General features: G+C 65.3%; 19 protein-coding genes. 8 read left to right on the top strand and 11 right to left on the bottom strand.

Annotated features, from left to right (window positions below; all coding sequences use genetic code 11):
• Positions 1 to 18: 18 nt before the first annotated feature.
• Positions 19 to 1,143 (bottom strand): MBL fold metallo-hydrolase, encoded by a 1,125-nt coding sequence (locus NKG96_RS18870; protein WP_254538331.1) that lies wholly within the window; start codon positions 1,141 to 1,143, stop codon positions 19 to 21.
• A gap of 700 nt (positions 1,144 to 1,843) precedes the next feature.
• Between NKG96_RS18870 and NKG96_RS18865 the strand changes: the two genes are divergently transcribed.
• Positions 1,844 to 2,230, top strand: coding sequence for a DUF302 domain-containing protein (locus NKG96_RS18865; RefSeq protein ID WP_254538330.1), 387 nt, complete (start codon positions 1,844 to 1,846; stop codon positions 2,228 to 2,230).
• 160 nt (positions 2,231 to 2,390) lie between these two features.
• Positions 2,391 to 3,056: a DUF2270 domain-containing protein gene (locus NKG96_RS18860; protein ID WP_254538579.1), complete on the top strand. Its 666-nt coding sequence runs from the start codon at positions 2,391 to 2,393 to the stop codon at positions 3,054 to 3,056.
• 249 nt (positions 3,057 to 3,305) lie between these two features.
• Here NKG96_RS18860 and NKG96_RS20950 read toward each other — a convergent pair whose 3' ends face one another.
• Positions 3,306 to 3,434, bottom strand: coding sequence for a hypothetical protein (locus tag NKG96_RS20950; RefSeq protein ID WP_256558121.1), 129 nt, complete (start codon positions 3,432 to 3,434; stop codon positions 3,306 to 3,308).
• A 1,162-nt stretch (positions 3,435 to 4,596) separates the two neighbouring features.
• Here NKG96_RS20950 and NKG96_RS18855 point away from each other — a divergent pair.
• Positions 4,597 to 7,671 carry a restriction endonuclease gene (locus NKG96_RS18855; RefSeq protein ID WP_254538329.1) on the top strand — a complete coding sequence of 1,025 codons (3,075 nt, stop codon included), beginning with the start codon at positions 4,597 to 4,599 and terminating at the stop codon, positions 7,669 to 7,671.
• 247 nt (positions 7,672 to 7,918) lie between these two features.
• Here NKG96_RS18855 and NKG96_RS18850 read toward each other — a convergent pair whose 3' ends face one another.
• Positions 7,919 to 8,518 carry an HNH endonuclease gene (locus tag NKG96_RS18850; RefSeq protein ID WP_254538328.1) on the bottom strand — a complete coding sequence of 200 codons (600 nt, stop codon included), beginning with the start codon at positions 8,516 to 8,518 and terminating at the stop codon, positions 7,919 to 7,921.
• A 659-nt stretch (positions 8,519 to 9,177) separates the two neighbouring features.
• Between NKG96_RS18850 and NKG96_RS18845 the strand changes: the two genes are divergently transcribed.
• The 4 genes from NKG96_RS18845 (at position 9,178) to NKG96_RS18830 (ending at position 15,035) form a co-directional block, all read left to right on the top strand.
• Entirely contained in the window at positions 9,178 to 9,459 is a 282-nt protein-coding gene (locus NKG96_RS18845) for a DUF7970 domain-containing protein (protein WP_497007241.1), read from the top strand.
• 574 nt (positions 9,460 to 10,033) lie between these two features.
• Positions 10,034 to 11,125: a glycosyltransferase family 4 protein gene (locus tag NKG96_RS18840; RefSeq protein WP_254538326.1), complete on the top strand. Its 1,092-nt coding sequence runs from the start codon at positions 10,034 to 10,036 to the stop codon at positions 11,123 to 11,125.
• Positions 11,122 to 13,665: a GtrA family protein gene (locus NKG96_RS18835; RefSeq protein WP_254538325.1), complete on the top strand. Its 2,544-nt coding sequence runs from the start codon at positions 11,122 to 11,124 to the stop codon at positions 13,663 to 13,665. The genes NKG96_RS18840 and NKG96_RS18835 overlap by 4 nt, the downstream gene beginning before the upstream one ends.
• Positions 13,662 to 15,035: a sulfatase gene (locus NKG96_RS18830; protein ID WP_254538324.1), complete on the top strand. Its 1,374-nt coding sequence runs from the start codon at positions 13,662 to 13,664 to the stop codon at positions 15,033 to 15,035. Before NKG96_RS18835 ends, NKG96_RS18830 begins: the two co-directional genes overlap by 4 nt.
• On the opposite strand, the gene NKG96_RS18825 is transcribed toward NKG96_RS18830, so the two are convergent.
• The 3 genes from NKG96_RS18825 to NKG96_RS18815 all read right to left on the bottom strand — a co-directional run bounded on the left by NKG96_RS18825 (position 15,023) and on the right by NKG96_RS18815 (position 18,146).
• Entirely contained in the window at positions 15,023 to 15,790 is a 768-nt protein-coding gene (locus tag NKG96_RS18825) for a polyprenol monophosphomannose synthase (RefSeq protein WP_254538323.1), read from the bottom strand. The two genes, NKG96_RS18830 and NKG96_RS18825, sit on opposite strands and share 13 nt — an antisense overlap.
• 619 nt (positions 15,791 to 16,409) lie before the next feature.
• Positions 16,410 to 16,868 carry an alpha/beta fold hydrolase gene (locus NKG96_RS18820; RefSeq protein ID WP_254538322.1) on the bottom strand — a complete coding sequence of 153 codons (459 nt, stop codon included), beginning with the start codon at positions 16,866 to 16,868 and terminating at the stop codon, positions 16,410 to 16,412.
• A 936-nt stretch (positions 16,869 to 17,804) separates the two neighbouring features.
• The gene (locus tag NKG96_RS18815; RefSeq protein WP_254538321.1) at positions 17,805 to 18,146 is read right to left on the bottom strand and encodes a hypothetical protein; all 342 of its coding nucleotides are present in this window, start codon (positions 18,144 to 18,146) and stop codon (positions 17,805 to 17,807) included.
• Positions 18,147 to 18,650: 504 nt separating this feature from the next.
• On the opposite strand from NKG96_RS18815, the gene NKG96_RS18810 reads away from it, so the two are divergent.
• Positions 18,651 to 19,268 (top strand): class I SAM-dependent methyltransferase, encoded by a 618-nt coding sequence (locus tag NKG96_RS18810; protein ID WP_254538320.1) that lies wholly within the window; start codon positions 18,651 to 18,653, stop codon positions 19,266 to 19,268.
• A gap of 25 nt (positions 19,269 to 19,293) precedes the next feature.
• Here NKG96_RS18810 and NKG96_RS18805 read toward each other — a convergent pair whose 3' ends face one another.
• The 5 genes from NKG96_RS18805 to NKG96_RS18785 are packed head-to-tail and all read right to left on the bottom strand — an operon-like array spanning position 19,294 to position 23,860.
• Positions 19,294 to 20,589 (bottom strand): DUF2238 domain-containing protein, encoded by a 1,296-nt coding sequence (locus NKG96_RS18805; RefSeq protein ID WP_254538319.1) that lies wholly within the window; start codon positions 20,587 to 20,589, stop codon positions 19,294 to 19,296.
• Positions 20,586 to 21,194 carry a TetR/AcrR family transcriptional regulator gene (locus NKG96_RS18800; protein ID WP_254538318.1) on the bottom strand — a complete coding sequence of 203 codons (609 nt, stop codon included), beginning with the start codon at positions 21,192 to 21,194 and terminating at the stop codon, positions 20,586 to 20,588. The genes NKG96_RS18805 and NKG96_RS18800 overlap by 4 nt, the downstream gene beginning before the upstream one ends.
• A 59-nt stretch (positions 21,195 to 21,253) precedes the next feature.
• Positions 21,254 to 22,090, bottom strand: coding sequence for an ABC transporter permease (locus NKG96_RS18795; RefSeq protein ID WP_254538317.1), 837 nt, complete (start codon positions 22,088 to 22,090; stop codon positions 21,254 to 21,256).
• A complete protein-coding gene (locus NKG96_RS18790; protein WP_254538316.1) occupies positions 22,090 to 22,875 on the bottom strand; it encodes an ABC transporter permease subunit in 786 nt (261 codons plus the stop codon). The genes NKG96_RS18795 and NKG96_RS18790 overlap by 1 nt, the downstream gene beginning before the upstream one ends.
• Complete coding sequence (locus tag NKG96_RS18785) at positions 22,868 to 23,860, bottom strand: ABC transporter ATP-binding protein (RefSeq protein WP_254538315.1); 993 nt, start codon at positions 23,858 to 23,860, stop codon at positions 22,868 to 22,870. The genes NKG96_RS18790 and NKG96_RS18785 overlap by 8 nt, the downstream gene beginning before the upstream one ends.
• Positions 23,861 to 23,900 lie beyond the last annotated feature (40 nt).

Genomic DNA, 23,900 nt, shown 5'->3' with positions numbered 1-23,900 from the left:
GGGGAGACGAGTTCGTCCTCAGTTCGCGGCGCAGTTGTTCGGGCCGAGTTCGAGTTCCTCGACGTCGTCGCCGGGTTGCTCCTCGCCCCAGTTGATCTGCTTGATCTCGTTGTAGTTCGCGGGTTCGTCGGCGAGGCTCTCGACGATGGTCTCGACGAACGCCTCCTCGTCGCCGTCCTCGACGTAGCTCAGCAGTTCGTTCGTCGACTCCGCTTTCAGCTCGCCGAGTTCGGTCGCGAGCGGTCGCACCTCCTCGTCGCTGAAGTGGCCGGGGAGGACGACGGTCCCGTCGTCGAGGTCGGTGAGTTCATCGAGGCTCTCGAACAGCCGGCTCGCGGCCGTCCGGACGGCGTCCTCGGAACTGTCCTCGAGGTCGGGGCGGCCGACGCTCCGGAGGAACAGGGTGTCCCCGGAGAGGAGCGCGTCGCCGAACTCGAAGGAGACGCTCCCGGGCGTGTGGCCGGGCGTGTGCCGGACCGTGAGTTCGCGCTCGCCGACCTCGATGGCGTCGCCGTCGGCGAGTTCGGTCACGCGGTCGAGAGCGGCGACGTCCTCGCCGTGGAGGTAGTAGGGAACGTCGAGTTCGCCTGCGAGGCGGCGCGCCCCGGAGACGTGGTCGGCGTGCGCGTGGGTGTCTGCGACGCCGACGATTTCCAGGTCGCGCTCGTCGGCCGCGCCCAGATAGTGGTCGAGGTACTGGGAGGGGTCGACGACGACCGCCTCGCCGCTGTCGTGGACGAGATACGAGACGCACCCGGTCCCGGGACGGACGACCTGCACGACGCCGTCGAGGTCGGTGAGTTCGTACTCGCGGTGGACGCGTCCCCACGAGTTCATCCCGTCGGGGATGGACTTCGCGTCGAAGCCCTGTTCGCGGAGGAACTCGGCGGCACGGGCGGAGGTGACTCCGCCGACGCAGACGACGGCGATCTCCTCGTCCTCCGGGAGGTCGTCGAGGTGGTCTTCCAGCCCCGAGAAGTCGTGGTCGAGCAGTTCGTCGTAGATGGGGAGGTTCCTGCTCTCGGGGATCGGCCACTCCTCGTAGTCGTCCTCGTTGCGCACGTCGAGAACGAACAGGTCCTCGGCGTCGTCGGCGGTGACGCGGCGGGCGACCTCGGACGCTTCGATATCGGTATTGCTCATTACATCCAATACTATGCAGAGTCACCTTCATAAATCTGTTGGCGGATGCGGGGGAGGACCCACGCGCGGGAGGCCGCGCGCCCCCGAGTACCAGCGAGACGGCGGCCAGCAGAAACCAGTCGAGGGAGCGCCGCCGGCCCCGGGCGCGGATGGAGGGTGCGAGGACGCCCCGCCGTCGAAGCTACCGTCGGGCGCTCCCGCCGTTAGCGCCCATCACCGTGTTCCCACGGACCCGGGTCGGAGAACGCCTCTCCGCGCGTTCGTCGGTCGTTCTCGCTGAATCGCACGGCCGAGGGCGCAGTGTACGGTGTTTCTGTCTCTCCCCACCACTCTACCCCCGACCGGCCCGAGGGCCATCGAAACCATCGAGGCGTGGCCACCGCGCGTACGGTCGGACGGGGGGGTGCGCCGTCGTCCCGAGAGCCGACACACTTTTCTGCCGAGGGCCAATATTGTATAACATCCCCAATACAGAAGCCGGCACGAGGACGATGCGCCCGGAGTACGTCGCCAGTGAGATGCACGACGGGAGGCGAACCGTGCCCGATGCCGGTCGCGAGGACCGATGTGGACCGACGAGAGGTCCTCGACCGAACTCGCCGCCGCGGATGAGGCGCGCGCGAGGGGATGGGTCACGGACGGTCGACGTCCGACCCGATTCGAGAACCGTTCACCGACGACCACCGACCACCCAACACACATGACCTACACGACCCAGACCGAAGCAGACGGAGCGTTCGACGACGTCGTCGAACGGACGGTCGACGCCCTCGAAGCCGAGGGCTTCGGCGTCCTCTGTGATATCGACGTACGAGCGACGTTCGCCGAAAAGCTCGGGGAGGAGTTCCGCCAGTACCGGATCCTCGGCGCGTGCAACCCGCAACTGGCCTACGACGGCCTCGAAGCCGAGATAGAACTCGGCGCGCTCCTCCCGTGTAACGTCGTCGTCTACGAGCGAGACGACGGGACCGTCGTCGTGAGCGCGGTCGACCCCGGCCGACTCGTCGGCATCGCGGACAACCCGGACCTCGACCCGATCACCGAGGACGTCTCCGAGCGGTTCGAGCGGGTCCTCGATTCGCTGTGATCCCACCGCTCGACGCTCGCGAGGACGGGAACGAGCCGCGGAGGTACACCTGATGACCGACTCCGAACCCGACTCGACCGAAGGAACGCGACCCGACTCCGAGCGGGACGAGTTCGACTGCGACGAGTCGTTCGACGCGGTAAGCGAGGAGGCCCGGACCATGGGCCGGGGGTTCTTCGAGGAGTCGAGTTCCCCCGGGTCGGCGATGGCACACCTCTACCGCGGGGAGATCCACCGGATGAAGCTCTGGCGCGAGCGCCTCGACCGGACCTCCAACTGGGCGGTGACGCTCATCGCGGCCATCCTCACCTACGCGTTCTCCAGTGCCAACCGCCCCCACTACGTCATCCTCGTCGGCGTCGTGATGGTGACGGTGTTCCTCGTCATCGAGGCCCGTCGGTATCGCGGGTACGACATGTGGCGCTCTCGCGTCCGGATCCTCCAGCGCAACGTGTTCGCGTACTCGCTGGACCCGTCGCAGGGAATCGAGGACCCCGACTGGCGGCCGCGCCTCTCCCGGGACTACCGCGAACCCCGAACGAAGATCTCCTACGAGGAGGCGATCGCCCACCGCCTTCGCCGGGTGTACCTCCCCCTGTTCACGGTACTGCTCGGCGCGTGGTTGTTCCGCATCCTCGTCACGCCCGAGAGCGGGGGGACGTGGCCCGAGAGCGCCGCCGTCGGTGCGCTCCCGGGGACCCTCACGATGGGCCTCGTCGGCGCGTTCTACCTCGTGCTCGTCGGTATCACGTTCCGCCCGCGCGTCTGGCAGGCGACCGGCGAACTCCGGCGGAGTGAGGTCGGCGCGTGGGACGATATCAAGTGATTCGTCGAACCCCTTGACAAGGTAGGTGACCAGGGCCTATTCCTACCACGGTCGGCGGCGTGGAACACCGATCCTCACATCTGCCCACCAACGGATGACCGCAAACGACCATGATAGACTCACGCTCTCCGTCTAACAGTAGCCTCTCCTCTCAGGTGGTGAACTCCGCTACTCTTAGAGAGCACCGAGAGCGCAATGGCGTGATAAACGACCAGGCTCGTTGCTAGAAAATCATCACGTCGAGTGTCGTCATTCGCTGTCGTCGTCCGAGGCGTCAATCGGCCGATCCTCGAGTGGATCGGCCGTCGGGTACTCGTCGACGGCCGCGTCGATTTCTCCTGCCGTCTGGTCGGATCTCTCAGCGAGGAACGCACTCACGCACTCTTCGAGCGCGTTGAGGGCCTCTCGAAATGACGCGAGCTCGGCGTCGGTCAGCGGTCCGTCGGGGGGCGTCAGATCCTGCCATTGGTCAATCTCCGGGGTAGTATGTCAATGTTCTCTCGGAGGAATGATACAGTAGTATCGGGTCTCGGTTAACAGTACGGCCAAAAGTCGTCCTTCAGGCGAGTCTTCTACCTATTCTGAAGATGTCCACGTGGAGTGGCCAGTTCACCGGACGAGGTCCGCTTACCAGCGACCGCCCAATCAGTTTATTTCCCCCTGAGGGGTGCGGGGGTGCTCGACAGAGCAGTCTCGGATCGATTATGAGCGAAACGAGCGACCAGTCCGAGCGACGAGATGCATCATCGACTGACCACGCAGCGCAGCTAGCGATCACCGAGCACGTCGAACCACTCGCGCAGGGAGGCAAGCGGTACGTTCGTTGTAGAGCATGTAACCGAGAACTACTGGGTGCTCTCGGCGGTCGAGAGCGACTAGTCCACACCGAGGAGTGCCCATATCACGAGCCATCGCGATGAGCACCAGAGCCAACGAAGTAGACCGAGAGTTCCCGATGACTGGTCCACAGGACATCCGCGCGATGAGTGAACGCCTAGCTGATACGAGAAGTCACCGGGAAACTATCTGGTGTACACGAGGAATGGATGGAATACGCGATCGAACCGAGACTAGAGCCTGCCCAGACGCGGTGTACAATTAGCCGAAAAGAGGGTGCAAACACGCTCCACGGGTTGGCTCTCTGGCGAGGCGACGTATCGCTCCCCGGCTGGGTGAATCTTGACGCCGTCGACCCGCTGCTCGTTGGCCACCTCAGTCTCGACGACACAACTGCAAACGCAAACGCAGATTGAGGGGGCGGTTGCTCGTCTGGTCAAGGCCTCGCAACAGCCGCATGTAAAAATCGACGTAATTCGACCGATACACACCAGTGAGACGTCCGATAAACGTACCCAACGACTGCTGGTGCGATTACGAATGGTTCGGGATTAGGAGTGGCGACGAACAAATGAAATTCGGGAGTGGCAACTCACAAACCCGCACACTCTTATATGTCTAACACATCGTCAGGTCAATGCGTCGAGAGTTTGGGCGCCAAACTACCAGACGGCGATTTTTGAGGGGGCTCGCGGCAGGACCAATGATCGGAGCGATGGGCCAAGGGACGTCAGATGCGACTACCGACGAAACGGCACAGTACCAGATCGGGCTGCCGCTCGAAGAACAGTGGCGAATGGAACTTGCCGAGCAGAAAGGGACTACCGGCCGTGCAGTTTCGTTAGAAGACATCTACGATGGTACGCTGTACCTGTCGGTCGATAATACGGAATACAACGAAGCAACAACATTGGCAATCGATCTGGAGACCACCGAAACCCTATGGGAGCGCTCGCACGAGTATTCACTTACTGGGCCATATCTCGCAGGCGATACAGCAGTTTTGCAACAGGGGCCGAATTTGATCGGCCTCTATCCCTCAACGGGTGAGCAGCGGTGGACACGGACACGGACGAAGGACATCTCGTTCCTTTGGCGTTCGTGGGGATCTGCGGTACCTGTCTCCTCGTTCAATCTTACAGATGTAGGTACCTCGGGTGACTCTCGATATAATATCTCGAACGGGTCAGTTACGGTCTATTCGGAAGAGGGGGCTCAGAAATGGGAGAAGACGGGAGAATATCTCAGTCAGTTCTTTCCGTTCGATTCGGTCGTGTGTCATCTTGACTCGGATCGAATGTGGGAAAACGACCAGTGGACGATCTACACGAGCGATGTCGTTGGACGCGAGAAAACGACTGGTTCGGAGTTGTGGCGCAGGTCCGACATCGACGTTCGCCGGTTGAGATATGATCATGACACCGGGCGCTTGCTGGCAATGACGAATACCAATGTGTTGCACGCGCTCGACTCAAAGACTGGAAAGAGCCTATGGAATAGATCGGTAGGAGGGACTACTGATGACCTCACATCAGGCCCCGATCGTGTGTATTACTCGATCGACTCCGTCGTTCACGCCTTGAACAAGGAGTCCATGCAGATCGAGTGGAAGGCGAAGAGCCCTTCACCGATCTACGACCTGACACACGATAGGGGGCTCCTCTATGTCGGCACTCGTGATGGTCAGTTTTTCGGCCTCGATGTTACTACCGCTAAGACCGTATGGGATTACGAATTCGTGGAGGGGGATGGGTTTCTTTGGACGACCAATGGTGGCGTGATCACGGCAGCCGGTAATTGGGTCGCTGTGCACCAAGGCCAACGCGGAGCAGCGATGGAGGCTATCCAAGGCGCTGACTCTGGTGGACTCTTCGGAAGCGTCTCTGATCGTCTCGCCGATCTCTTCGGTCGTGGAGAAAAAGTTGAGGCTGCTAGGGCTTCGTTCGAGGAAGGAGACTATTCATCAGCGGTAACAGAGGCGAACAACGCAGGACTAACTCGCGGTGTCGTTGAAGCAGGACTCGGCGTAGGTGTCGCGAGTGCTTCGTACACCGGAGGTAGATTCAGTGTTCGAAACTACCGAGTTCAGAGATTGGAAGCTCGCCTCGAGAAACTGCGCCAGGCTTATCCAATCGAGGACGGCCCCCTCGCAGGAGAAGAACCTCGAGCCCTCATACAGCAGGTTCCAGTCGCTATCGAGAGCTTGCAACGGGACTGGACAGGCGCACCAATACGGAGTCTTCTACGGACAGAACCCGAATACCGTGACATCGAAGCACAGATCGAGTCAGCACTGGAGATTGCGCCTAAATTAGCGGAAGTCTCAAAACGACTCGAAGACTTCGACCGGCCGGCTACTGCATCTGCGTGGGCGGGAACTCTTGGTCATCAACTTCAGAACTCCGAGTTAGACACACTACAGCGGTCACTTTCTGAGTGTCGCTCCGCTCTGAAAACGGCCGCCGTGTTCGACCGCAAGATGGGTGCTCTTCCAGAGCGAGCTAGCGGGAGATTTGATTTAGACTACCTTGACACGATCGTCCAACGAGTGATTGAGCCAGAGTCGGAGGCAGGCAACGATGAGCGTACGTTCTGTCACGCAGCACTCGATGCAACTGCCGCACTCTTCGAATACGAGTCTAAGTTGAACGGTTATGATCTCAACGCTCTGCGGTCGGTTATCTCTGAAAAGCTCTCGCCCACAGAGTCAGAACGCCACACCAGTGGGCGGCTTGAACTCATCCCGGAGATCCTCACCCACGCTGCAGAGGTCGAAGACATCTTGGCGAAGACGGATCTTTCCTACACAGAGGACACCCATCGGGTGTTCAAAGCTCGAATCCAAGATGGAATCTCGACATTATCGTTGGAGCAGCTCAATTCGGTAGCAAACCAGTTAAACCATATCAACAAACGAACGTGGTCGCACGACGACCTGCTCTCGTTTACCCCTACAGAGTTCGAGCATCTTATCGCTCTGTTGTACTCCGAGCGTGGTTATCAAGTCAGCATTGCTCAACAGAAACCGGGCCGAGCAATCGATATCCTCGGTAGAAGGGGAGATCAGGCAATCGGCATCGAAGTCAAGCGATACTCCAGAGGGAACAAAGTCGGTCGGCCTGATGTCGAGGAATCAGTGAACGAAGGAACATCAGTAGGGGCCAAACGAATCGTGATCGTCACCAGCTCGACGTTCACTTCAACAGCCAGAGAAGCCGCAGAACAAGCACATCAGCCCGTCGACTTGGTCGATGGGAATACGCTCCTAACATACCTCTATGAGTTGGATATCACGGTCAGCATAGCGCGAACGAAGGTCCGCAACTCGAAGTCGCGACACCGGAAGCGGTCGAGCCAACACAACAGACGGCAGCAATCGAACTCTCGTCAGCGATCGAGCAACAGAAACCAGACACACAATCAAAGCCGGCAACGGCAGTCTCGGTCTCGGACGGCTTCAGGCCAATACACTTCTAGCGAAGAATGTGAAGTGTGCGGAGACACGATCAATGGGTCACTCAAGTCAGTACCCGGGCCGAACGGTCAAACTGTCCAATGTTGTCCTGCATGTAGAGAACGTCTCGAGAACACAGCGGAGGTCAAAAGCGAACGACGCAGGCAAGCGTATCTCATACTGGGTGTCGAGCCAGGCGCTGATCAAGAACGGGTCAAACGGGCGTATCGTGAGAAGGTTCAAGAGCACCATCCTGACCGTGGAGGCGACGAAGCGACGTTTATTCGGGTGAAGAAAGCGTATGAGCGTATCACCTCCGACTGACTGAGCGGCAGCACCGCCGGTGGCCAGCTGGATAGAACCCGACGCAGGTCATCTGACTCTGGCCTATCTCCCGAATAGAGAGGGTTTTTGGCAACAGTCGAATCCATGCCCTTTCCACTCCGGTGGAGAGTACCATGAAAAGAGCGGGTTCCAACCCCCTCAATGACGAATTCGAGTCAGTAAGGATGGTATTCGTAGTCGCCACAGGAGGTGGCACCCACCGACCTACCAATCACCCATTCGATAGTCACTCGGCTCCAAACTCACTCAGACTTCGATTAACCGGTTCGGAGCGCCCTGTGGAGATAGGCGTCTCACTTGACGAATCTCGGTAGCGTTTGCGAATCCGCTTTGAGACTGTTCGAGTTACCTCAGCCCCTTCCCACCGATTTCGTTCGTCGTTTGGAAGCGACTCATCAAGCGTCCCCTCTGTCTTCCGATGTTCGTACAGGTGCTTGAGGTATTTTCCCCAGACAAGACGGGGAATGGGGCAGCTCTGGTTTCGGAACCAATCGATGACGTCACGGTCTCCTTTCGAAGAGTTGCATGATTGGCACGCTGGAACTTGATTGCTGATCGTATCCGGCCCGCCCGTACTCCGTGGAATGATGTGATCGAATCCGATATCGTCCTCCGAGCCGCAGTAGATACACGATGCGACCCCTTCCTGAAGCTGATACTTGTCTTCTTTTGTGAGTGAACTCATTTCAATCTCTCCAGCTTGTAGCTTATAGAATTTCGAAAAGATGAACCCATGATCGTCGATACCTGCAGCGACGCCGATGAGCTGAGCGTACTGATAGGCGATGAGGTCACGATACGTCTTCACTTCAGGAGGGAGCGACATTGTTCATCCTCATTGCCATGAAGATTTATAGCTATCGATGATAGTCATTTTTAAGCGGTGTATCGGGATATCAACGTGCGAACATTACAGGCAACAGACCAGTCGTCTATGTAGGGTACACGAAGGCTGTTGGCAAGTCGATTATGCAAGTGCAATCATAGCGATTCATACAGGCACTCGTCTTCGTGCCATATGCTCCTGGCCAGATACAAAACACTCCAGTTGAATTCATTTCCACGCTGACTTGGCGTCGGAGTCCATGGTTCTACGGCACCCTACCAGCCACAACCCGACGATAGTGAGGACCTGGGATATCGATGCGGATCAGTCGATGAACCGCTCGTTCCGTCTCTCTGCTTTCTCGATGAGGGCCCGATTGAATGCATCACCGTCGCGGCCCTGGTAAACAGAGCGTGGAATCGAGGCACCGAACCCTCCTGAGCCAGGAACGCTCGACGAGGTGGCCACGGAGGTCGAAGCATGACCGGACTCAAATCAGGCGCTGGCGACGATCTGTGGGGTGACGAACCGGAGGAAGCAGACGAGAATGATGAGGCAGAATCGGCTGAGACAGCACCAGCTTCCGAAGAATCCGAGACTTCAACGCCCGCCTCGCCAGCAGAGATAAGCGACATCGATGATGAACCAAAGCAGGCACCATCGAGCCAAGAAAACCGGAAACTACCGAACAGTCGTACATCGTTCGGCGAGCGATCCAAGACAAATCGGTGCAGTTCGAGCGCGACGAGCGGCTCACGTTCTTCGTTCACGACGATGTCGTTGAGGGCGAGCGCGAATTGATCACCGGCGTTGAGTCAGCACTTGGCCGTGACGTCCCCAAGTTCGACCTCCGAGAAGCCGTTTATCGGGCGGCACTCCGCAACCGTGAGGATGTTCTCGACGAACTCCTGCAGATGGGCTATACGCTCGACCAGGACTGATCAGCCTCTTCGTCTTCCATCGCGGATACACCGAATAGGTCGCTTCTACAGGCTCTGAACCAGTATTTCTACTCTCCAGGGATCAGAAGGATTCTGAGTACGAGTTGCAGTCGACATACGGCAAGCCCCCGCCAGAATTTACTTTGTTGTATCGCGCTACAGCAAAGTGACTGTGCGATGACCCTGTGACCGCCGAAAACGCCACTCTTGGGGGTCACCGGGGGCGAATCGGCCCGCAGCCCGAACACGTAAACTCTATCTCGCGATACACATTTTCGCCCTCCCGTCCCCGACAGCGGTGGACTCCCCTCCGCGCTTCGGGAGTGGTGGGGGCTCCCGAGTTCAGGCGTCTCGCTGGCGGCGCGGACTATCGGCCGGCACACCACCGCTCTCCCGATATCGGAGGGGGGCGAGCGGTCGGGAGCAGTCACGGGTGTCGCTCTCGCGGACGGGGGCCACGGGCCGTCGTCCGTCGCCCATCCGTTCGGTCGTAACCGGGAGCGTGACGGTGTTGACGGACCGAACGAGGCGGGTACGAGTTAAATCCGCCCGTCACCTCCGGAAGCCCAGTGAAATGAACTCGTCGAATCGACACGACGGTCCCAGCCCGCGTGTGGCGCTCTGTCCGCACATCTCCCTCGCGCACTACCGTGGTGGGGAGAAGTGGGTCGCGGAACTCGCTAACCGCCTCGCCGCCGATGGCGTGGACGTAGCGGTCCGGGCGCTCCCCTATCTCCCCGGCGGCGAGCGCCGCGTCGCGGTCCGCGACGTCCTCGACGCGCGCGTCCCCTACCACGAGGCGTGGCGACACGACCTCTCGGCGTTCGACACCGCCTACGTCCTCTACATGCCGCTCGCGCACCTCCCGTTCGCCGGCGCGCCGCGGACCATCGCCGGTATCCACTCGTGGGTGTACGTCACCGACCGTCTGTACGAACCCCACTACGGGGCGGTCCCGACGGCCGTCAAACTTCTCTACCGCGCCATCGGCCGCTGGGACCTCGCGCGCTTCGACGCCGTCCACGCGGTCTCCCCCGTCTACGACTCCCCGCACCCCGTCACCCACTACATCCCCAACTTCGTCGATACCGAGCGGTTTCACCCGGACCGTGCGCCCCTCGCCGACGAGTTCACCGTGCTCGTGGCGGCGGCACACATCCCGGAGAAGGGCTGGGACACCGCGTGTCGGGTGGCTGCTCGCCTCCCCGAGGGGACGCGAGTCGTCGCCACCGGGACCAGCGACGACCCGAGCGTCTTCGGTCTCGGGTTCCTCGACGAAGACGCCCTCTCCCGGGCGTACGCGCGAGCGCACGTCGTCCTCCACCCGGCGCGGGTGGACACGGACAGCATGGTCATCAACGAGGCGTGTGCCAGTGGCACCCCCGTCGTCACGACGCCCCTCCCTACGCACCTCGGCGACGGCCGGGCGGTGCTCCGCCGCGGGAGCGTTCGTGAGATGGTCGACGCCATCGAGACGCTTCGCCGGGAGTGGGAGGCCGGGGACGACTACGTCCGCCGGTGTCGGATCGCGCGACGGCTGGGCGAGGAACACGGCGTCGACGTAGTGTACCCCCGGCTCAAACGCCTGTTGCTGTCGTCCGGAGAGGACGACCCCGCCCGCGTCCCTCCGCGCCTCGACCGGGCCTCCCGAGGGCGACTGGCGTGAGCGTTCACGAGTCGACCTCGACCCCCCGGTCGCGCGAGTCGTACGCTCGGTTCGTCCGGTACCTCCTCGTCGGACTCGTCGGGGTCGGCGTCAACCAGAGCGTGCTGTTTCTCGCGACGGGCGTGGCGGGCATCTCCTACGTCATCGGAGGAGCGCTCAGCCGCCTCGTGAGTATCGCCGTCAACTACCAGCTGAACGACTCGTGGACGTGGCGCGACCGTGGCGAACCGGGTCGCCGCGCGTGGACGGTACGCGGCGGGAAGTACCTCCTGACGCGCGCCGTCGGCGTCCTCGTCGGCTACGGGTCGTTCGTCGCGCTGGTCGAACTCGCCGGCCTTCACTACCTGCTCGCCAACCTCCTCGCTATCGCCGTCGGCGTGCTCTGGGGGTTCGGCGCGAGCGAACGGTGGGTGTGGCGGGCCGACGAGTCGCGTTCGAGCGCGCACTCCCCCGAGGGCTCCACCGGCGGCCCGAACGGTCGGGGGTCGGACCCGGCGGCCGCTTCCCGACGAGGAATCGTCACCCGGGCGGGCGGATGGCTCGACGCCGTCGTCGGCCGTGGGCGCCGTATCGACCGCTCGACGTGGTCGGTACTCGCGCTCTCCGGACTCCTCTTCGTCGGGTTCTCCGCGTACACCGTGGTGCTCTACCGGGAGTTCCAGCTCACCGGCGCGGACTTCGGCTCGTACGTCCACATGTTCTCGACGACGCTCAACGGCGACGGATTCCTCCTCCAGGGGAAGTTCCGGCCCGACCACCCCGGCGGGGAGTACTGGGGGGCTCACTTCTCGCTCACGCTGCTGGTGTTTCTCCCCGTGTTCGCGCTCGCACCCTACCCCGAGACGCTGTTGCTCTCGAAGGCGGCGGTGCTCGCCGCCAGCGTTCCGGTGCTCTGGTCGCTGGCGCGCCACCACGTGAGTGACCGCGTCGCGGGACTGGTCGTGGTCTCGTACGCCCTCAATCCCTTCCTGTGGTCCGCGTGGGCGTTCGACTTTCAGGAGCAGATACTGCTGCCGCTGTTCGTCTTCGTGGCGTTTCACGCGTACGCCCGCCGTCGCTACGTCGCCTTCCTCGTCGCGCTCGGACTGGCGATGCTCACCAACGAGTTCGTCGTCCTCGTCGCCGGCGCCGCACTCGTCGGTCTCCTCGTCGGTACGCTCCGCACCGGGGAGCACCGCGACGGACTTCCGTTCATCGTCGCCGGGGCGGCGCTGGCAGTGGTGCTGTACGTCGTCACTGGGGCCGTCATCGCCCAGTTCAGCGTCGCGTCGGGCATCCCGAAACGCGTTCTCGCGGTGCCGCTTCAGCCCCTCGTGCCGGGGATGCGCGTCTCGGCCGTCGACCTCGTCTCGGCGGCGCTGGGCGACCCCGACGTCGTCGTGCGGACGGTGGGCGCCAACTGGCAGCGGAAGGCGGTCTTCTTCATCGCGTTCCTGCTGCCGGTCGGGTTCCTCGCCCTGTACGACGAGGTGTCCCTCGGTGCGCTCGCGCCCTTCCTGCTGTTCGCGTGGTTCCTCTCGAGCAAGCCCGCCTACTACCAGTTCGGGGCGCACTACCCGCTGTATCTCCTCCCGTTCCTCTACGTCGGCGCGCTCCGGGTGCTCGCTCGTGGGCGTCCCGGTCCCGTCCCGTGGCCGACGGGCCGTCTCTCGCGGCACGGTGTGGTCGCGCTCGCCCTCGGCCTTCTGCTGGTAAACGCGGGCGCGTTCGCGGTCATCGCGGGCGGGAACACCCAGTACCCCCGGACGATCGACGACGACCACGAGGCCACGCTGCGGGCGGCCATCGACGCGGTCCCACCCGACGCCTCCCTCGTCGTCCAGAACGACGTCTACCCGCACGTCGCGACCCGCTCCGACGCCTCCTTCGTCGTAGCGCCCTTCGAGTTCCGGGAGTACGAACGGCTGTACGGTCCTATCTCGCCCGACTACGTCCTCGTCGATACGGCACTCGGTCGGGACCACTGGCCCGTGACGGTCGTCGAGGTCTTCGGCGACCGACTCGGCTCGGAGTACGGACTCTCCCGCTACGAGGACGGCGTGTGGCTCTTCGAGCGGGGATACGTCGGACCGGTGCTCGGGGTCACCAGCGACGCGCCGGCGTTCCGCTTCGCCGCGACCGACCTTCGAACGGGTACGTCACAGGTCGTCGGTGACCGACTCGTCGCCACCGTCTCCGGTCCCGACGCCGGGAACGGCCAGCTCTGGTACGGCCCGTACGTCCGACTGCTCCCGGGGACGTACGAGGCGAGGTACCGCCTCCACGTGACGGGGTCGGGCGAGGAACCGGTCGTGGCGCTGAACGTCGCCGTCGGTCGGGACCACCGGGTCATCGAGCGGGAAGTCGTCGGCGACACCGACGGCTGGACGGACGTCGCGGTGCGGTTCACGCTCGACTCCCTGACGGGCCGGGTGGAGTTCCGGGGGGCGGCCGCCGGCGGCGAGGGGGTCGTCCACCTCGAACGCGTCGACATCCGCTACGTCGGCCGGCCCTCGAACGCGTCGACGGAGGGCGCGAGAGCGGGGTTCGAGGGGCGATGAACGTCCTTCTCGTCACGATCGACGCGTGGCGGGCCTCCCACGCCTCGTTCGCGGGAGCCGCCGACCGGCAGTACACGCCGAACCTCGACGCGCTGGCAGCCGACGGCGTGGTCTTCACGCAGGCGGTGAGCCACGGCCCGTCGACCCCGTACGCCTTTCCGGCGCTGTTCACCTCGACGCTACCGCTCGACCACGGCGGCTACGAGCGCATCTCCCCCGAGCGGCCGCTGGTGAGCGAACCCCTGCACGCGGCGGGGTACCGCTGTATCGGCGTCCACGGGAACCCCTGGCTCGGCGCGAAGTACGGCTACGGCCGGGGCTACGACGACTACCGCGACGTCGGCGAGTTCCGCGCGCCGGGCGCAGACCGGGTGCGCGAGTTGCTCATCGACCGATTCGGCCTCGACCATCCGATGTACCGCGCGGCACAGACCCTGTTCCGGCGGATGCAGGGGCCGATGCAGCGCCTCCGGGGAGAGAACGACGAGGTGAACGTCGCCCGTCGGTTGCTCGCAGCGAGTGACGGCGACCGGTTCGTCTGGGTCCATCTGCTCTCGCCACACGCCCCCTACGCACCGCCCCGTCGCCACCGGGAGTGGGCGGGCGTCCCGCCGTCCGTCGACGCCGTCGCGCTCACGACACGCGCCCAGCGGACGCCGGACGCGCTCTCAGCCGCCGAGCGGGAGGCGGTCCGGCGGTTGTACGCCGCCTCCGTCCACCACGCCGACGAACGGGTCGGCGACCTCCTGCGCGCAGTCGACGACAGGTGGCTGGTCGTCGTCACGGCCGACCACGGCGAGGCGCTGTTCGAACACGGGCAGGTCGGACACGAACCCGCGCTGTTCGACGAACTGCTCCACGTCCCGCTGTTGGTCCGTCCCCCGGCGGGTACCCCCGTCGTCCCCCGTCGCGTCGACGCGCAGGTCCGCCACGTCGACGTCGCCCCGACGATTCTCGAGTACGCCGGCGTCGACCCGCCGCCGACGTTCACCGGCCGGTCGCTCCGACCGCTGGTGGAGGGTGCGACCGGTGTGGACCGGGTGGCCGTCTCGGAGGTGGCCTCGACCCGGACGACGCCCGGACGGGTCGCCCCCGACGCACTCCAGATTGCGGTGCGACTCCCGGGGCGGAAAGTCGTCGAAGACGGAACGGGCCGCCGGGGGTACGACCTCGTCGCCGACCCCGGCGAATCGACCCCCATCCCCTCCGTCGACCTCGTCGGCCCGGACTGGGAGCCGTTGCTGGCGACAATGGCCGAGCGCCGCGAACGAGTCCGGTCGACGCTCGGGGGCGACGACTCGAACGCCGGACGGGACCCACGGGACGCGACGACCGAACAGCGCCTTCGGGACCTCGGTTACCTGGAGTGACGACCCCACCCATCGCCCGTCGGCGCCGTCGGGTTCGACGTCGGCTCTCCGCCCCTCGCGTCCGCGGCCGCGCTCCGTGCCCGTCGCAGCAGGCGGGCGAGGTGGCGGAGGAACTGGACGTACTCGACGGGGCTGAGCTTCGACTCCCCCCGCTCGCGTTCGTGAAACACGTAGGGGACCTCCCTGACACGGTCGGGGTCACACGCTACGAGCAGTTCGAGCAACACCTTGTACCCGATGGGTGCCAGTTCGACGTCGTCGAGGCGCGCTCGGCGCACCGCGAAGAACCCGCTCAGGGGGTCGGCGACGCCCCGTATCTGCGGGAGGGCGCGTCTGGCGAGCGCGGTGGCGCCGCGGCTGACGAGTCGTCTGGCGAGTGACCACCCCTCGATAGCGCCCCCCTCGACGTACCGGCTCCCGACGACGACGTCGACGTCCGCATCGAACGCGGCCACCAGCGATGGGAGGTACTCCGGCGGGTGCTGGAGGTCCGCATCGATCACGATACACCAGTCGTAGGTCGATTCGCGAATCCCCTCGACGACGGCGGCCGCGAGTCCTCGCTCCCGCCGATCGATGAGGCGGATGCGGTCGTCGGTCCCGTACCGGGAGTGAACCAGTCGGCTGGTCCCGTCCGGCGAGTGGTCGTCGACGACGATGAGTTCGAACGTGTACCCGGTCAGTGCCGCCACACAGCGGTCGATGGCGGTGACCACGTTCGATGCCTCGTTGTACGTCGGGAGGACGAGAGACACTGCGGGCGCGTCGGCCGGTCGGCCTGTCGTCGGGGTTCGATTCGACGTCCGGTCGACAACCGACCCGACGGGCGTTCGGTCCATACGTATCGTAGTACTCGGCCGCCAAAACACCGGGAGATGGTTGCACTCGGTTGTCCGGTCGGCGAAGCGGTGTGTCCCGCGACACGGGAGATTTCGCGTGCTCTTCCCGGTTCACGGACGGTCCGGCGTTCCGGCAACCGGGCGGCGGTGGCTGCCGGGAGGGCCGAGTCCGGCGGAATCTCTACGAGCGGTCCATTCGGCGATAACTCGGACGGGGACGAGGGTCCGCACCGCGGGTGGCTCCTCGACTCGAGAGCTTACGCCGATGGACCCCCGGGACGAGGGCACAACCGTCCGCTGATGTGATACCCTTCCCGACCGGTCGGGGGTCCGCCTCCCCCGTTCGACGACGCGCGGGCGAACCGGAGCGGCCCGGCACCGACTCACCGCGAGACGTCCGGAACGGTGCCGTCGGCGTTCCAGCGTCTGAGCCCCTACCTGCCGCCCGAAGACCCTCGGGTGCGGCCCGGACGTCGGTCGCGTCCGGGTACGTCACTCTCGGTGTATCCACCGCTCCCCGCAGACCCCCGGCTACTCACCCCACCGATTTCAGGAACGACGTGATGGCCGCCGCAGTCTGCTCCGGCGCTTCCATCATCGGGTAGTGCCCCACGCCGTCGAGAACTTCGGCCGTCACCTCCGGCAGTTCGTCGACGGTCGTCCGGAACACGTCGTCCTGAACGAAGAAGTCCTCCACCCCGCGAACCAGCAAGACGGGACACTTCGCCTCGCCGAGTTCGTCGGTGACGTCGTGGTCCGCCCAGGCCTGGAGGTCGTTCGTCGCCGCCCGCTGGGAGCCGCGGTGTTGCCACTTCAGTTCCTCGAGGCGCTCTTCCGGGACGGACCCCGTCGAGTCGACGACGGAGTAGTCGAGGATGTCCTGCCAGCCGGGACACGAGTGGGGATGGGCGAACCGACCGAGCGCCGCGCCGCGCGGCCGCCTGAAGCACCTCGGAGCACTCCTGCATCGCCCCCACGTAGCGCGTCCCGACACCGAGGAGACCGCTGGCGACGGCGCCCTGGATGGAGTCGGGTTCGGCGAAGTACGTCAAGCGCGCCGCGAGCGCATGCGGGGTCACGCCGTGGACCATCAGCGAGGCCAGCATGGCGTTCACGAGGCGTCCCTCGCCGTTCTCGGCGGGGGTACCCGATAGCACGAGGTAGGTCGTACTCCCGAAGTCCGACTCGCCCATCAGGTCCTCCGTCAGGTCGTGGCCGCGAACGGTGACCGACGTGGCGTCGTACGTCGAGAGCTGGGCTTGGTACTCTTTCACAGTCGCCATCGAACGAGTTCGACGATAAGTCTACGGGAGGAGTCCCCGAGTGCGACCACTCGTTCCGTGATTCGAGACGGGAGACGACATATCGAGCTTCGAATCCGTGATAACTGGTCCGGGGATACGCCTTCGATGACGCTCACGACACCACCTCGCTGCAGTCGAGTGCGTTCCGTGTGGCGGAATTCGCCGTGCGTTTCTCGACGGTGGGCACCCAGTGTTGAAGGAGGCGGGTCGGCGGAGCGTGTTTCCGGGAGCTTCGAACGCGCTCCCCTTCCACGGCCGTTCGAACGTCCCGCGAGGGCCGACCGAGCCGGATCTCCCCTGCCGCTTCGTTACAATCATATGTCTGTAATATACGAGGCCATGTCCGAAAACGATTATCGGTTGCCGCGCTGACTTCGACGTGTGTGATTCTCCATTGCGGAACACCGTGGGAGCGGACGGACGGGCGCTAAATGCCGACCCACCTCCCGTGCGCAAAATATATGTCGTAGTGCGTATTTCAGCGTGCGTGGAGCTTTTGCTATATGTGTAATAGACAGTATGGGCGACAGTCCCTCGCTCCCCCGTTGAGGAGACCCCGTCTCCGGCAGCGCGGGTAGCTACTCCACCGTGGAACCGTGCGGTCCGGCGGACGAGAGGTGGCGACGTCAGTCGTCCCCGTCGTCCCGAATCGTCACTTCCTCGATGACGCCCTCGGGGTCGTCGAACGTCTCCTCGCCGAGTCGATAGAGTTCGATCGAGCCGCTGTGGCTCGCTCGTGGGTCGAACGTGAGCCGGTAGCCCTCGCCGTCCAGTTCGAGGACGAGTTCCCGTTCCGGTGGGCTGTCGTCGTGTGCGGGGGTCTCCTCGATCTCGCTGACCTCGCCGTCGAGGTCACGGCCGTCATCGAGGTGGAGGGTGACCTCGTCACCCACTTCGACGTGCGAGAGGCGGTCGCGGAGGACGTCCCGTCCGGTCAGGTCGTCGGGGTCGGGGATGTCGGGGCTCATCGGCCCGTCACCCGCGCGGGTCGTCGGTAGTGTCCAGTCATCGTCGCCGACTACGGGCCGCGAGCGTAAAGTGCCGGCGCCCGCGACGGACTCCGGTCTCCGCGTGGCTGTCGTCGTCGGCGACGATGGAGTCGTCGTCCGCCCTGTCGCCGCCCGACCCCGACGAGGGGGTACTGCCTTCTGTGGTGCCGCCGTCTCCGGTGTCGCCACCACCCGTACACCCGGCGAGTCCGGTGGTGAGTGCTCCCGCTCACGCGGCGATGGCGCGTCGCCGCGTGAGTGGATGGTGCGTTCGAGGGGCGCTCGAGTCGTCCATGGTTGGTCGATATAAAATGACCGAATAGCGTAATAGTTCACATCTAAATAGAAAATTATACTCGCCTAATCTCCTCTGTGTGCGACCGATGTCGACCGACTCCCGACTCCGACGTGCGGCCGACGAGCGACGGGAGGGACCTCGCCACGGACGACTGCGCTTAACCCACTCGACGACGCACCTCCGATATGGACCCCGACGACAACCGGCGCGGGTGGGCCGAGCGCTCCGAGGAGTTCTCGCCGGCCTACTACGCCCGCATCGGCCCCAACGAGGTGAGTCGGACGCTCGCGACGGTCCTCGACTACTACGCCCACGAGGACGCCGCGATTCTGGAAGTAGGCTGTAGTTCGGGCCGCCACCTCGCCCACCTCCTCGAAGCGGGCTACGAGAACCTCACCGGCATCGACATCAACGACGAATCCTTCGACGTGATGGCCGACCGGTACCCGCGCCTCGCCGAGACGGGGACGTTCCACACCGGCGCCATCGAGGACCTCGTCCCGGAGTTCCCCGACGACGCCTTCGACGTGGTCTACTCCGTCGAGACGCTCCAGCACGTCCACCCCGACGACGAGTGGGTGTTCAACGAACTGGTGCGCGTCGCAGCGGACCTCCTCGTCACCGGGGAGAACGAGGGAAACAGCCCGCAACGAGGCCGGGGCGACCACGAGGTGAGCTACGTCAACGACGACTTCCCGCTGTTCCACCGCAACTGGAAAGGGGTCTTCTCGGAACGCGGCCTCGCGCAGTTGCTGTGCGAACCGAGCGAGCGCGACACGGTCCGCGTGTTCCGCGTGCTCTGAGGTCCGACTCGGGGAGCCGGAGCAGTCACTCGGTCAGCCCCGCCTCCCCGCCCTCGCCGCGCCGGAAGCCGTACTCGAAGACGACGCCGGCCGCGACGCCGGCGACCGTCGAGTAGACGAAGTCCCACATGACGTCGTCTTCGATCTGCGCCTCGGTCAGGCCCGGGACGAGAAGGAACTGCGTCCCGAGGAAGAGGTCGGCGAGCCAGCGGACGACCGCCCAGACGCCCGCCGCGGCCATCGTCGTCACGACGACGGTCACGACGGCGAACCACGGCGTCATCTCGACGGTCGTGAACCGGTGAATCTCGACGGCGACGAGGAGCGCGACCGCCGCGACGGCGAGGTACGTCCCGAGGCTCCCGACGACCCCCTCGGGGGCGACCGCTCGCGCGACCACCGGCACGAGGAGGAGCACGAGCAGTCGCCACGGCGGCATCACCCGCGGAGTGCGGTAGACCGCCGCCGGAACGAGCACGAAACAGGTGGCCGCCGTCGCGAACCCCGCCCAGAGGAGGTCCCCGCGGACGAGGGTGGCGGCGACCACGGCGCCGAGCGCGGCGGTCACCAGCCAAGAGCGTCGGGCGTTCGACCGGTCGCGGCTGAGCGCGGCGTCGAGGGGGACGTGCGACGACGCCTCGTCTGTCCCTGTTCGCGACGACCGCGGGGAGTCGCGCTGTCGGCCGCGCGCGGCGTCGAGGCGTCGGGCGAGCGCGGCCGTGAGACCGCCGAAGACGCCCGCGCCGAACAGGCCGACGACGACGGCTCCGACGGTGTCGAAGACGAGGTCGAGCAGCGAGTCCGAGAGGCCGTACTGGATGAGCACCGGGTCGAGGCCGAGCACGTCCGCCCCGACGCGGACGGCGAACTCCATGACCTCCCAGAGCACGCCGAGCGCGAGCGTGAACAGCACGATGTAGACGAACAGGAACCCTCGCGGGAGGTGGATGTCCTCGGAGTGGACGTCGACCGCGCGGGCGGCGACGTAGCCCGTCGCGGCGATGATGGTCGCCGAGAGGGTGTGGGTCATGTGGTCCCACCACCAGAGGTCGTCGTAGAACCCGAACATCCCGACGGTGTGGAGGAACAGCGCGCTCGTGATCCACAGCGTCAGGCCGGCGTTCAGCGGCAGGCGGTAATCCCGGCGCAACACGGCGGGCAGCGCCGTCGCCGCGAGCGCGAGACCCCCGTTGACGACGACGCTCAGGTTCAGCGTGACCACGCCGAGGGCGAGCATCAGCGCGATGCCCACCTGCATCGCCCGACTCGCCAGCCGTTGGTGGTGTTCCGAGAGGGGGAGGTCGAACCGGGCGGTGCTCATCGGCGGTCCTCGCTCCGGACGGTCAACCCCCGCGCGACGGCGGTGACGAGCGCCTCCTTCACGTCGTCGTACAGCGGGATGTCCTCCTCGTGGAGGGTCAACAGCGCCACCGACCGGATGGCGTGGGCGACCACCTCCGGCGAGGGGCCGGCCACCCGTCCCGCCTCGTGCCACGCCGTCACGTACGGCAGGAAGTATGCGACGTCGCGGTCCTGTTCGGCGGCGAGTTCCTCGTCGGAGAACTCCGCCCGGAGGGCGTCGAGGTCGTCGCTCACCACGAGCTGGTGGACCAGCGGGTTCGTCTCTATCTCGTCCATCACGCCGAGCAGGAACGCCTCGATGGCTCGCTCGGGGTCGTCGTAGCGCTCGAAGGAGTTCCCGACGAGCCGGCCCGCGATCTCCTCGCCTTCCTCCTCCAGTAGTTCGAGGTACAGCTCCTCCTTCGAGTCGTAAAACTGGTAGAACGTGCTGGTGGCGATGCCCGCCGGCTCGGTGAGTTCGGCGATGGTGGTCTTCCGGAGGCCGTACCGGGCGAACAGTTCGCGGCCCGTCTCCCGCATCTGCCGGCGAATGCGCGTCCGTTCGCTGTCGCTGAAACTCCGCATCTACCGACCCCCACGTCCGTGGACCGACGAGCGTGCCGGGTCGCGAGACGGCTCGGGAGTCACAGGTCCGCCCCCACGAAGCGCGCCCGGGCGAGTGCGACACAGACGATGGCGACGGCCAGCAGGAGCGCCGCCCCCGCGGCGTCGTACGTCCCGTCGACGAGCACCGCTGACGGCTCGAAGTAGCGCATCGGCGAGAGCGCGCCCAGCCACTCGGCGTCGGTGCCGACGACGAACGCCTCGACGAGCCACGCCGCGAGGACGACCCCCAGCGCGACCCGGCCCGCCGTCCGACCCCCGCGGACGACGACGCCCAGCAGGAGGCCCACGGCCCCCCAGCACAGGAGGTACGGGACCGAGAGGGCGTGGAGCGCCGCGAGGGCCGTCGGCGAGACGGGGTCGTCGATGAGGACGGTCCCCGCGTACAGCGCGAGGGGGACGAGGACGTTCAGCGCGAGAACGGGCACGAACAGCGCGAGGTACTTCCCGAGGAGGACGTCCGTCCGGGAGACGGGCGCGGCGAGCAGGGTGTCCATCCGGTCGTGTTTCAGGTCGCCGGCGACGCTCCCGGCGGCGCTGTAGGCGAGGTACGCGCCCAGTCCGACGACCCACGTGAAGGTGTAGAACTCGCCGGAGAGGATGCCCTCGACGGACGAGAAGTTCTCGAAGCCCAGCAGTGCGTTGAGCGCGGGCGGCATCGAGGCGATGATGTCATCGTACGCGTTCGTCGAGACGAGGGTGGGCGCGAGCGCGACGAACATCCCGCCGAACAGCACGAAGACGGCGGCGAGGACGGCGGTCGTCCAGAGCCGTCGCTCGCCCTCGAACCGGGCGACGTCGAGCAGTCCGCCGGTCCGGCGACCGACTGCGGGTCGCGTCCCGGTCTCGGTGCCCATCAGACGTCCCTCCGTGCGAACAGCGCGCCGCCCGCGAGGAGCAGGGCGGCGGCGCCCGCGAGCAGGACGCCCGCGCCCACGAGGTCGTACTCGCTCGCGGTCAGGATGGCGACGGGGTCGTAGTAGCGCGTCGGCGAGAGCGTCCCGAGCCAGTCGAGGTCCGTCCCGTCCGCCACCGTCTCGACGAGGAACGTGGCGACGAGGGCCCCCGCGGCGACGCCCTCCGCGACGACGCGCCGCGGGGCGACGACCGACGCGAGGGTCCCGAACGCACCCCAGAACAGGAGGTACGGGACCGAGAGGGCGTGGACAGCCACGAGGTCAGCCGCGGCGACGGGTTCGCCGACGAACTGGGTGCCCACGTACACGACGACGAGGACGACGACGTTGACGACGAGGATGGGCGTGAGCAGCGAGAGGAACGTCTCGCCGAGGACGCCCCACCGCGAGACGGGGGCGGCGAGCAGCGTGTCCATCGTCCCGTCGTCGATGTCGCCCGCGATGCTCCCGGCGGCGCTGTAGGCGACGTAGACGCCGAACACGAGGAGCCAGCCGAACCAGTACAGTTCGAGCGCGAGGAACCCCTCGATGGTCCCGATGACCTCCAACTGCATCGCCTCGACGAGTTCCGGCGGGAACGCGGCGCCGAGTTCCTCCACGTCGAACTGGTCGAGCAGTCCGGGCGCGATGATGACCATCATCGCCGCGAGCGCGGACAGGCCGAGGGCGACGACGGCCGCCCCGGGAAGCCGCCGCTCGGACTCGTAGCGGGCCGTCTCAAACATCGGCCGCCTCTGTCTCCCGCACGCGCTGGGATTCGATGCGTTCGACGACCGCCTCGGCGTCACCCTCGCCGTAGAAGCGCATGAAGACATCTTCGAGGGGCGCCTCCTCGATGGTGAGGTCGTAGAGGTCGTACTCCAGCAGGTGGGTGAGCAGCGGTTCGTACGGCCCGGTGTAGGTGAACGAGACGGTGACGGCGTCCTCCCCCCCATCTGACTCTGCGGCGACCGGGGTCGACGACTCGCCGCCGACCGTGACGTCGTGAGCGCCCTCGATGGCGAAGTCGGCGGCGGCCACCGGCCCGCCGACGCGCGCCCGGACCGTCTTCCCGGTCCGGTCGAGCAGCGAGTCGACGTCCTCCAGTTCGACGAGTCTGCCGTCCCGAACGATGCCGACCCGGTCGCAGACCTTGCGAACCTCGCTCAGGATGTGCGAGGAGAAGAAGAACGTCTTCCCCCGGTCCTGTTCGGCGCGGACGAACTCGAGGAACCGCTCCTGCTTGAGGGGGTCCAGCCCCGAGGTGGGTTCGTCCATGACGACGAGGTCCGGGTCGTGCATGAACGCCAGCACGATGGCGAGCATCTGCTTGTTCCCCCGCGAGTACTCGCCGACCTTCCGGTCCAGCGGCGGGTCGAACAGGTCGAGGAGTTCGTCGCTTCGCACGTCACCGCGCAGGGACCCGTGGTACTCCACGAGTCGTCGGCCGGTGACGGTCTCGTCGAACGCCGGTTCGCTCGGCAGGTAGCCGACGCGCGCGCGTGCCTCCCGAAGTGCGGCCGCGTCGGTGATGTCCGCCCCGAGGACCGTCGCCGTCCCCTCGGTGGGCGACAGGAAGCCCATCAGCGTCCGGATGGTCGTCGTCTTCCCGGCCCCGTTCGGCCCCAGGAAACCGAACACCTCCCCCTCCCGCACCTCGAAGGAGAGGTCCTCGACGCCACGGACATCGCCGTAGTACTTCGTCAGACCGGTGGTCGTGATGGCGGACATGGGCGTTAATCCCTCCCAGTTGGTGCTGTGAATGGATATC

Origin of the sequence: Halomarina litorea, assembly GCF_024227715.1 — an archaeon.
In the GTDB taxonomy this organism is placed as follows: Archaea; Halobacteriota; Halobacteria; order Halobacteriales; family Haloarculaceae; genus Halomarina; species Halomarina litorea.
The sequence above is the reverse complement of the archived record's forward strand: the minus strand, read 5'-3'. Positions and strand labels throughout refer to the sequence as shown.

Coding starts and splice junctions, on each gene's coding strand:
- NKG96_RS18805 (WP_254538319.1), bottom strand. CDS start 20,589: ATGAGCACCGCCCGGTTCGACCTCCCCCTCTCGGAACACCACCAACGG.
- NKG96_RS18865 (WP_254538330.1), top strand. CDS start 1,844: ATGACCTACACGACCCAGACCGAAGCAGACGGAGCGTTCGACGACGTC.
- NKG96_RS18800 (WP_254538318.1), bottom strand. CDS start 21,194: ATGCGGAGTTTCAGCGACAGCGAACGGACGCGCATTCGCCGGCAGATG.
- NKG96_RS18860 (WP_254538579.1), top strand. CDS start 2,391: ATGGGCCGGGGGTTCTTCGAGGAGTCGAGTTCCCCCGGGTCGGCGATG.
- NKG96_RS18785 (WP_254538315.1), bottom strand. CDS start 23,860: ATGTCCGCCATCACGACCACCGGTCTGACGAAGTACTACGGCGATGTC.
- NKG96_RS18790 (WP_254538316.1), bottom strand. CDS start 22,875: ATGTTTGAGACGGCCCGCTACGAGTCCGAGCGGCGGCTTCCCGGGGCG.
- NKG96_RS18840 (WP_254538326.1), top strand. CDS start 10,034: ATGAACTCGTCGAATCGACACGACGGTCCCAGCCCGCGTGTGGCGCTC.
- NKG96_RS18815 (WP_254538321.1), bottom strand. CDS start 18,146: ATGAGCCCCGACATCCCCGACCCCGACGACCTGACCGGACGGGACGTC.
- NKG96_RS18870 (WP_254538331.1), bottom strand. CDS start 1,143: ATGAGCAATACCGATATCGAAGCGTCCGAGGTCGCCCGCCGCGTCACC.
- NKG96_RS18855 (WP_254538329.1), top strand. CDS start 4,597: ATGATCGGAGCGATGGGCCAAGGGACGTCAGATGCGACTACCGACGAA.
- NKG96_RS18810 (WP_254538320.1), top strand. CDS start 18,651: ATGGACCCCGACGACAACCGGCGCGGGTGGGCCGAGCGCTCCGAGGAG.
- NKG96_RS18795 (WP_254538317.1), bottom strand. CDS start 22,090: ATGGGCACCGAGACCGGGACGCGACCCGCAGTCGGTCGCCGGACCGGC.
- NKG96_RS18830 (WP_254538324.1), top strand. CDS start 13,662: ATGAACGTCCTTCTCGTCACGATCGACGCGTGGCGGGCCTCCCACGCC.
- NKG96_RS18850 (WP_254538328.1), bottom strand. CDS start 8,518: ATGTCGCTCCCTCCTGAAGTGAAGACGTATCGTGACCTCATCGCCTAT.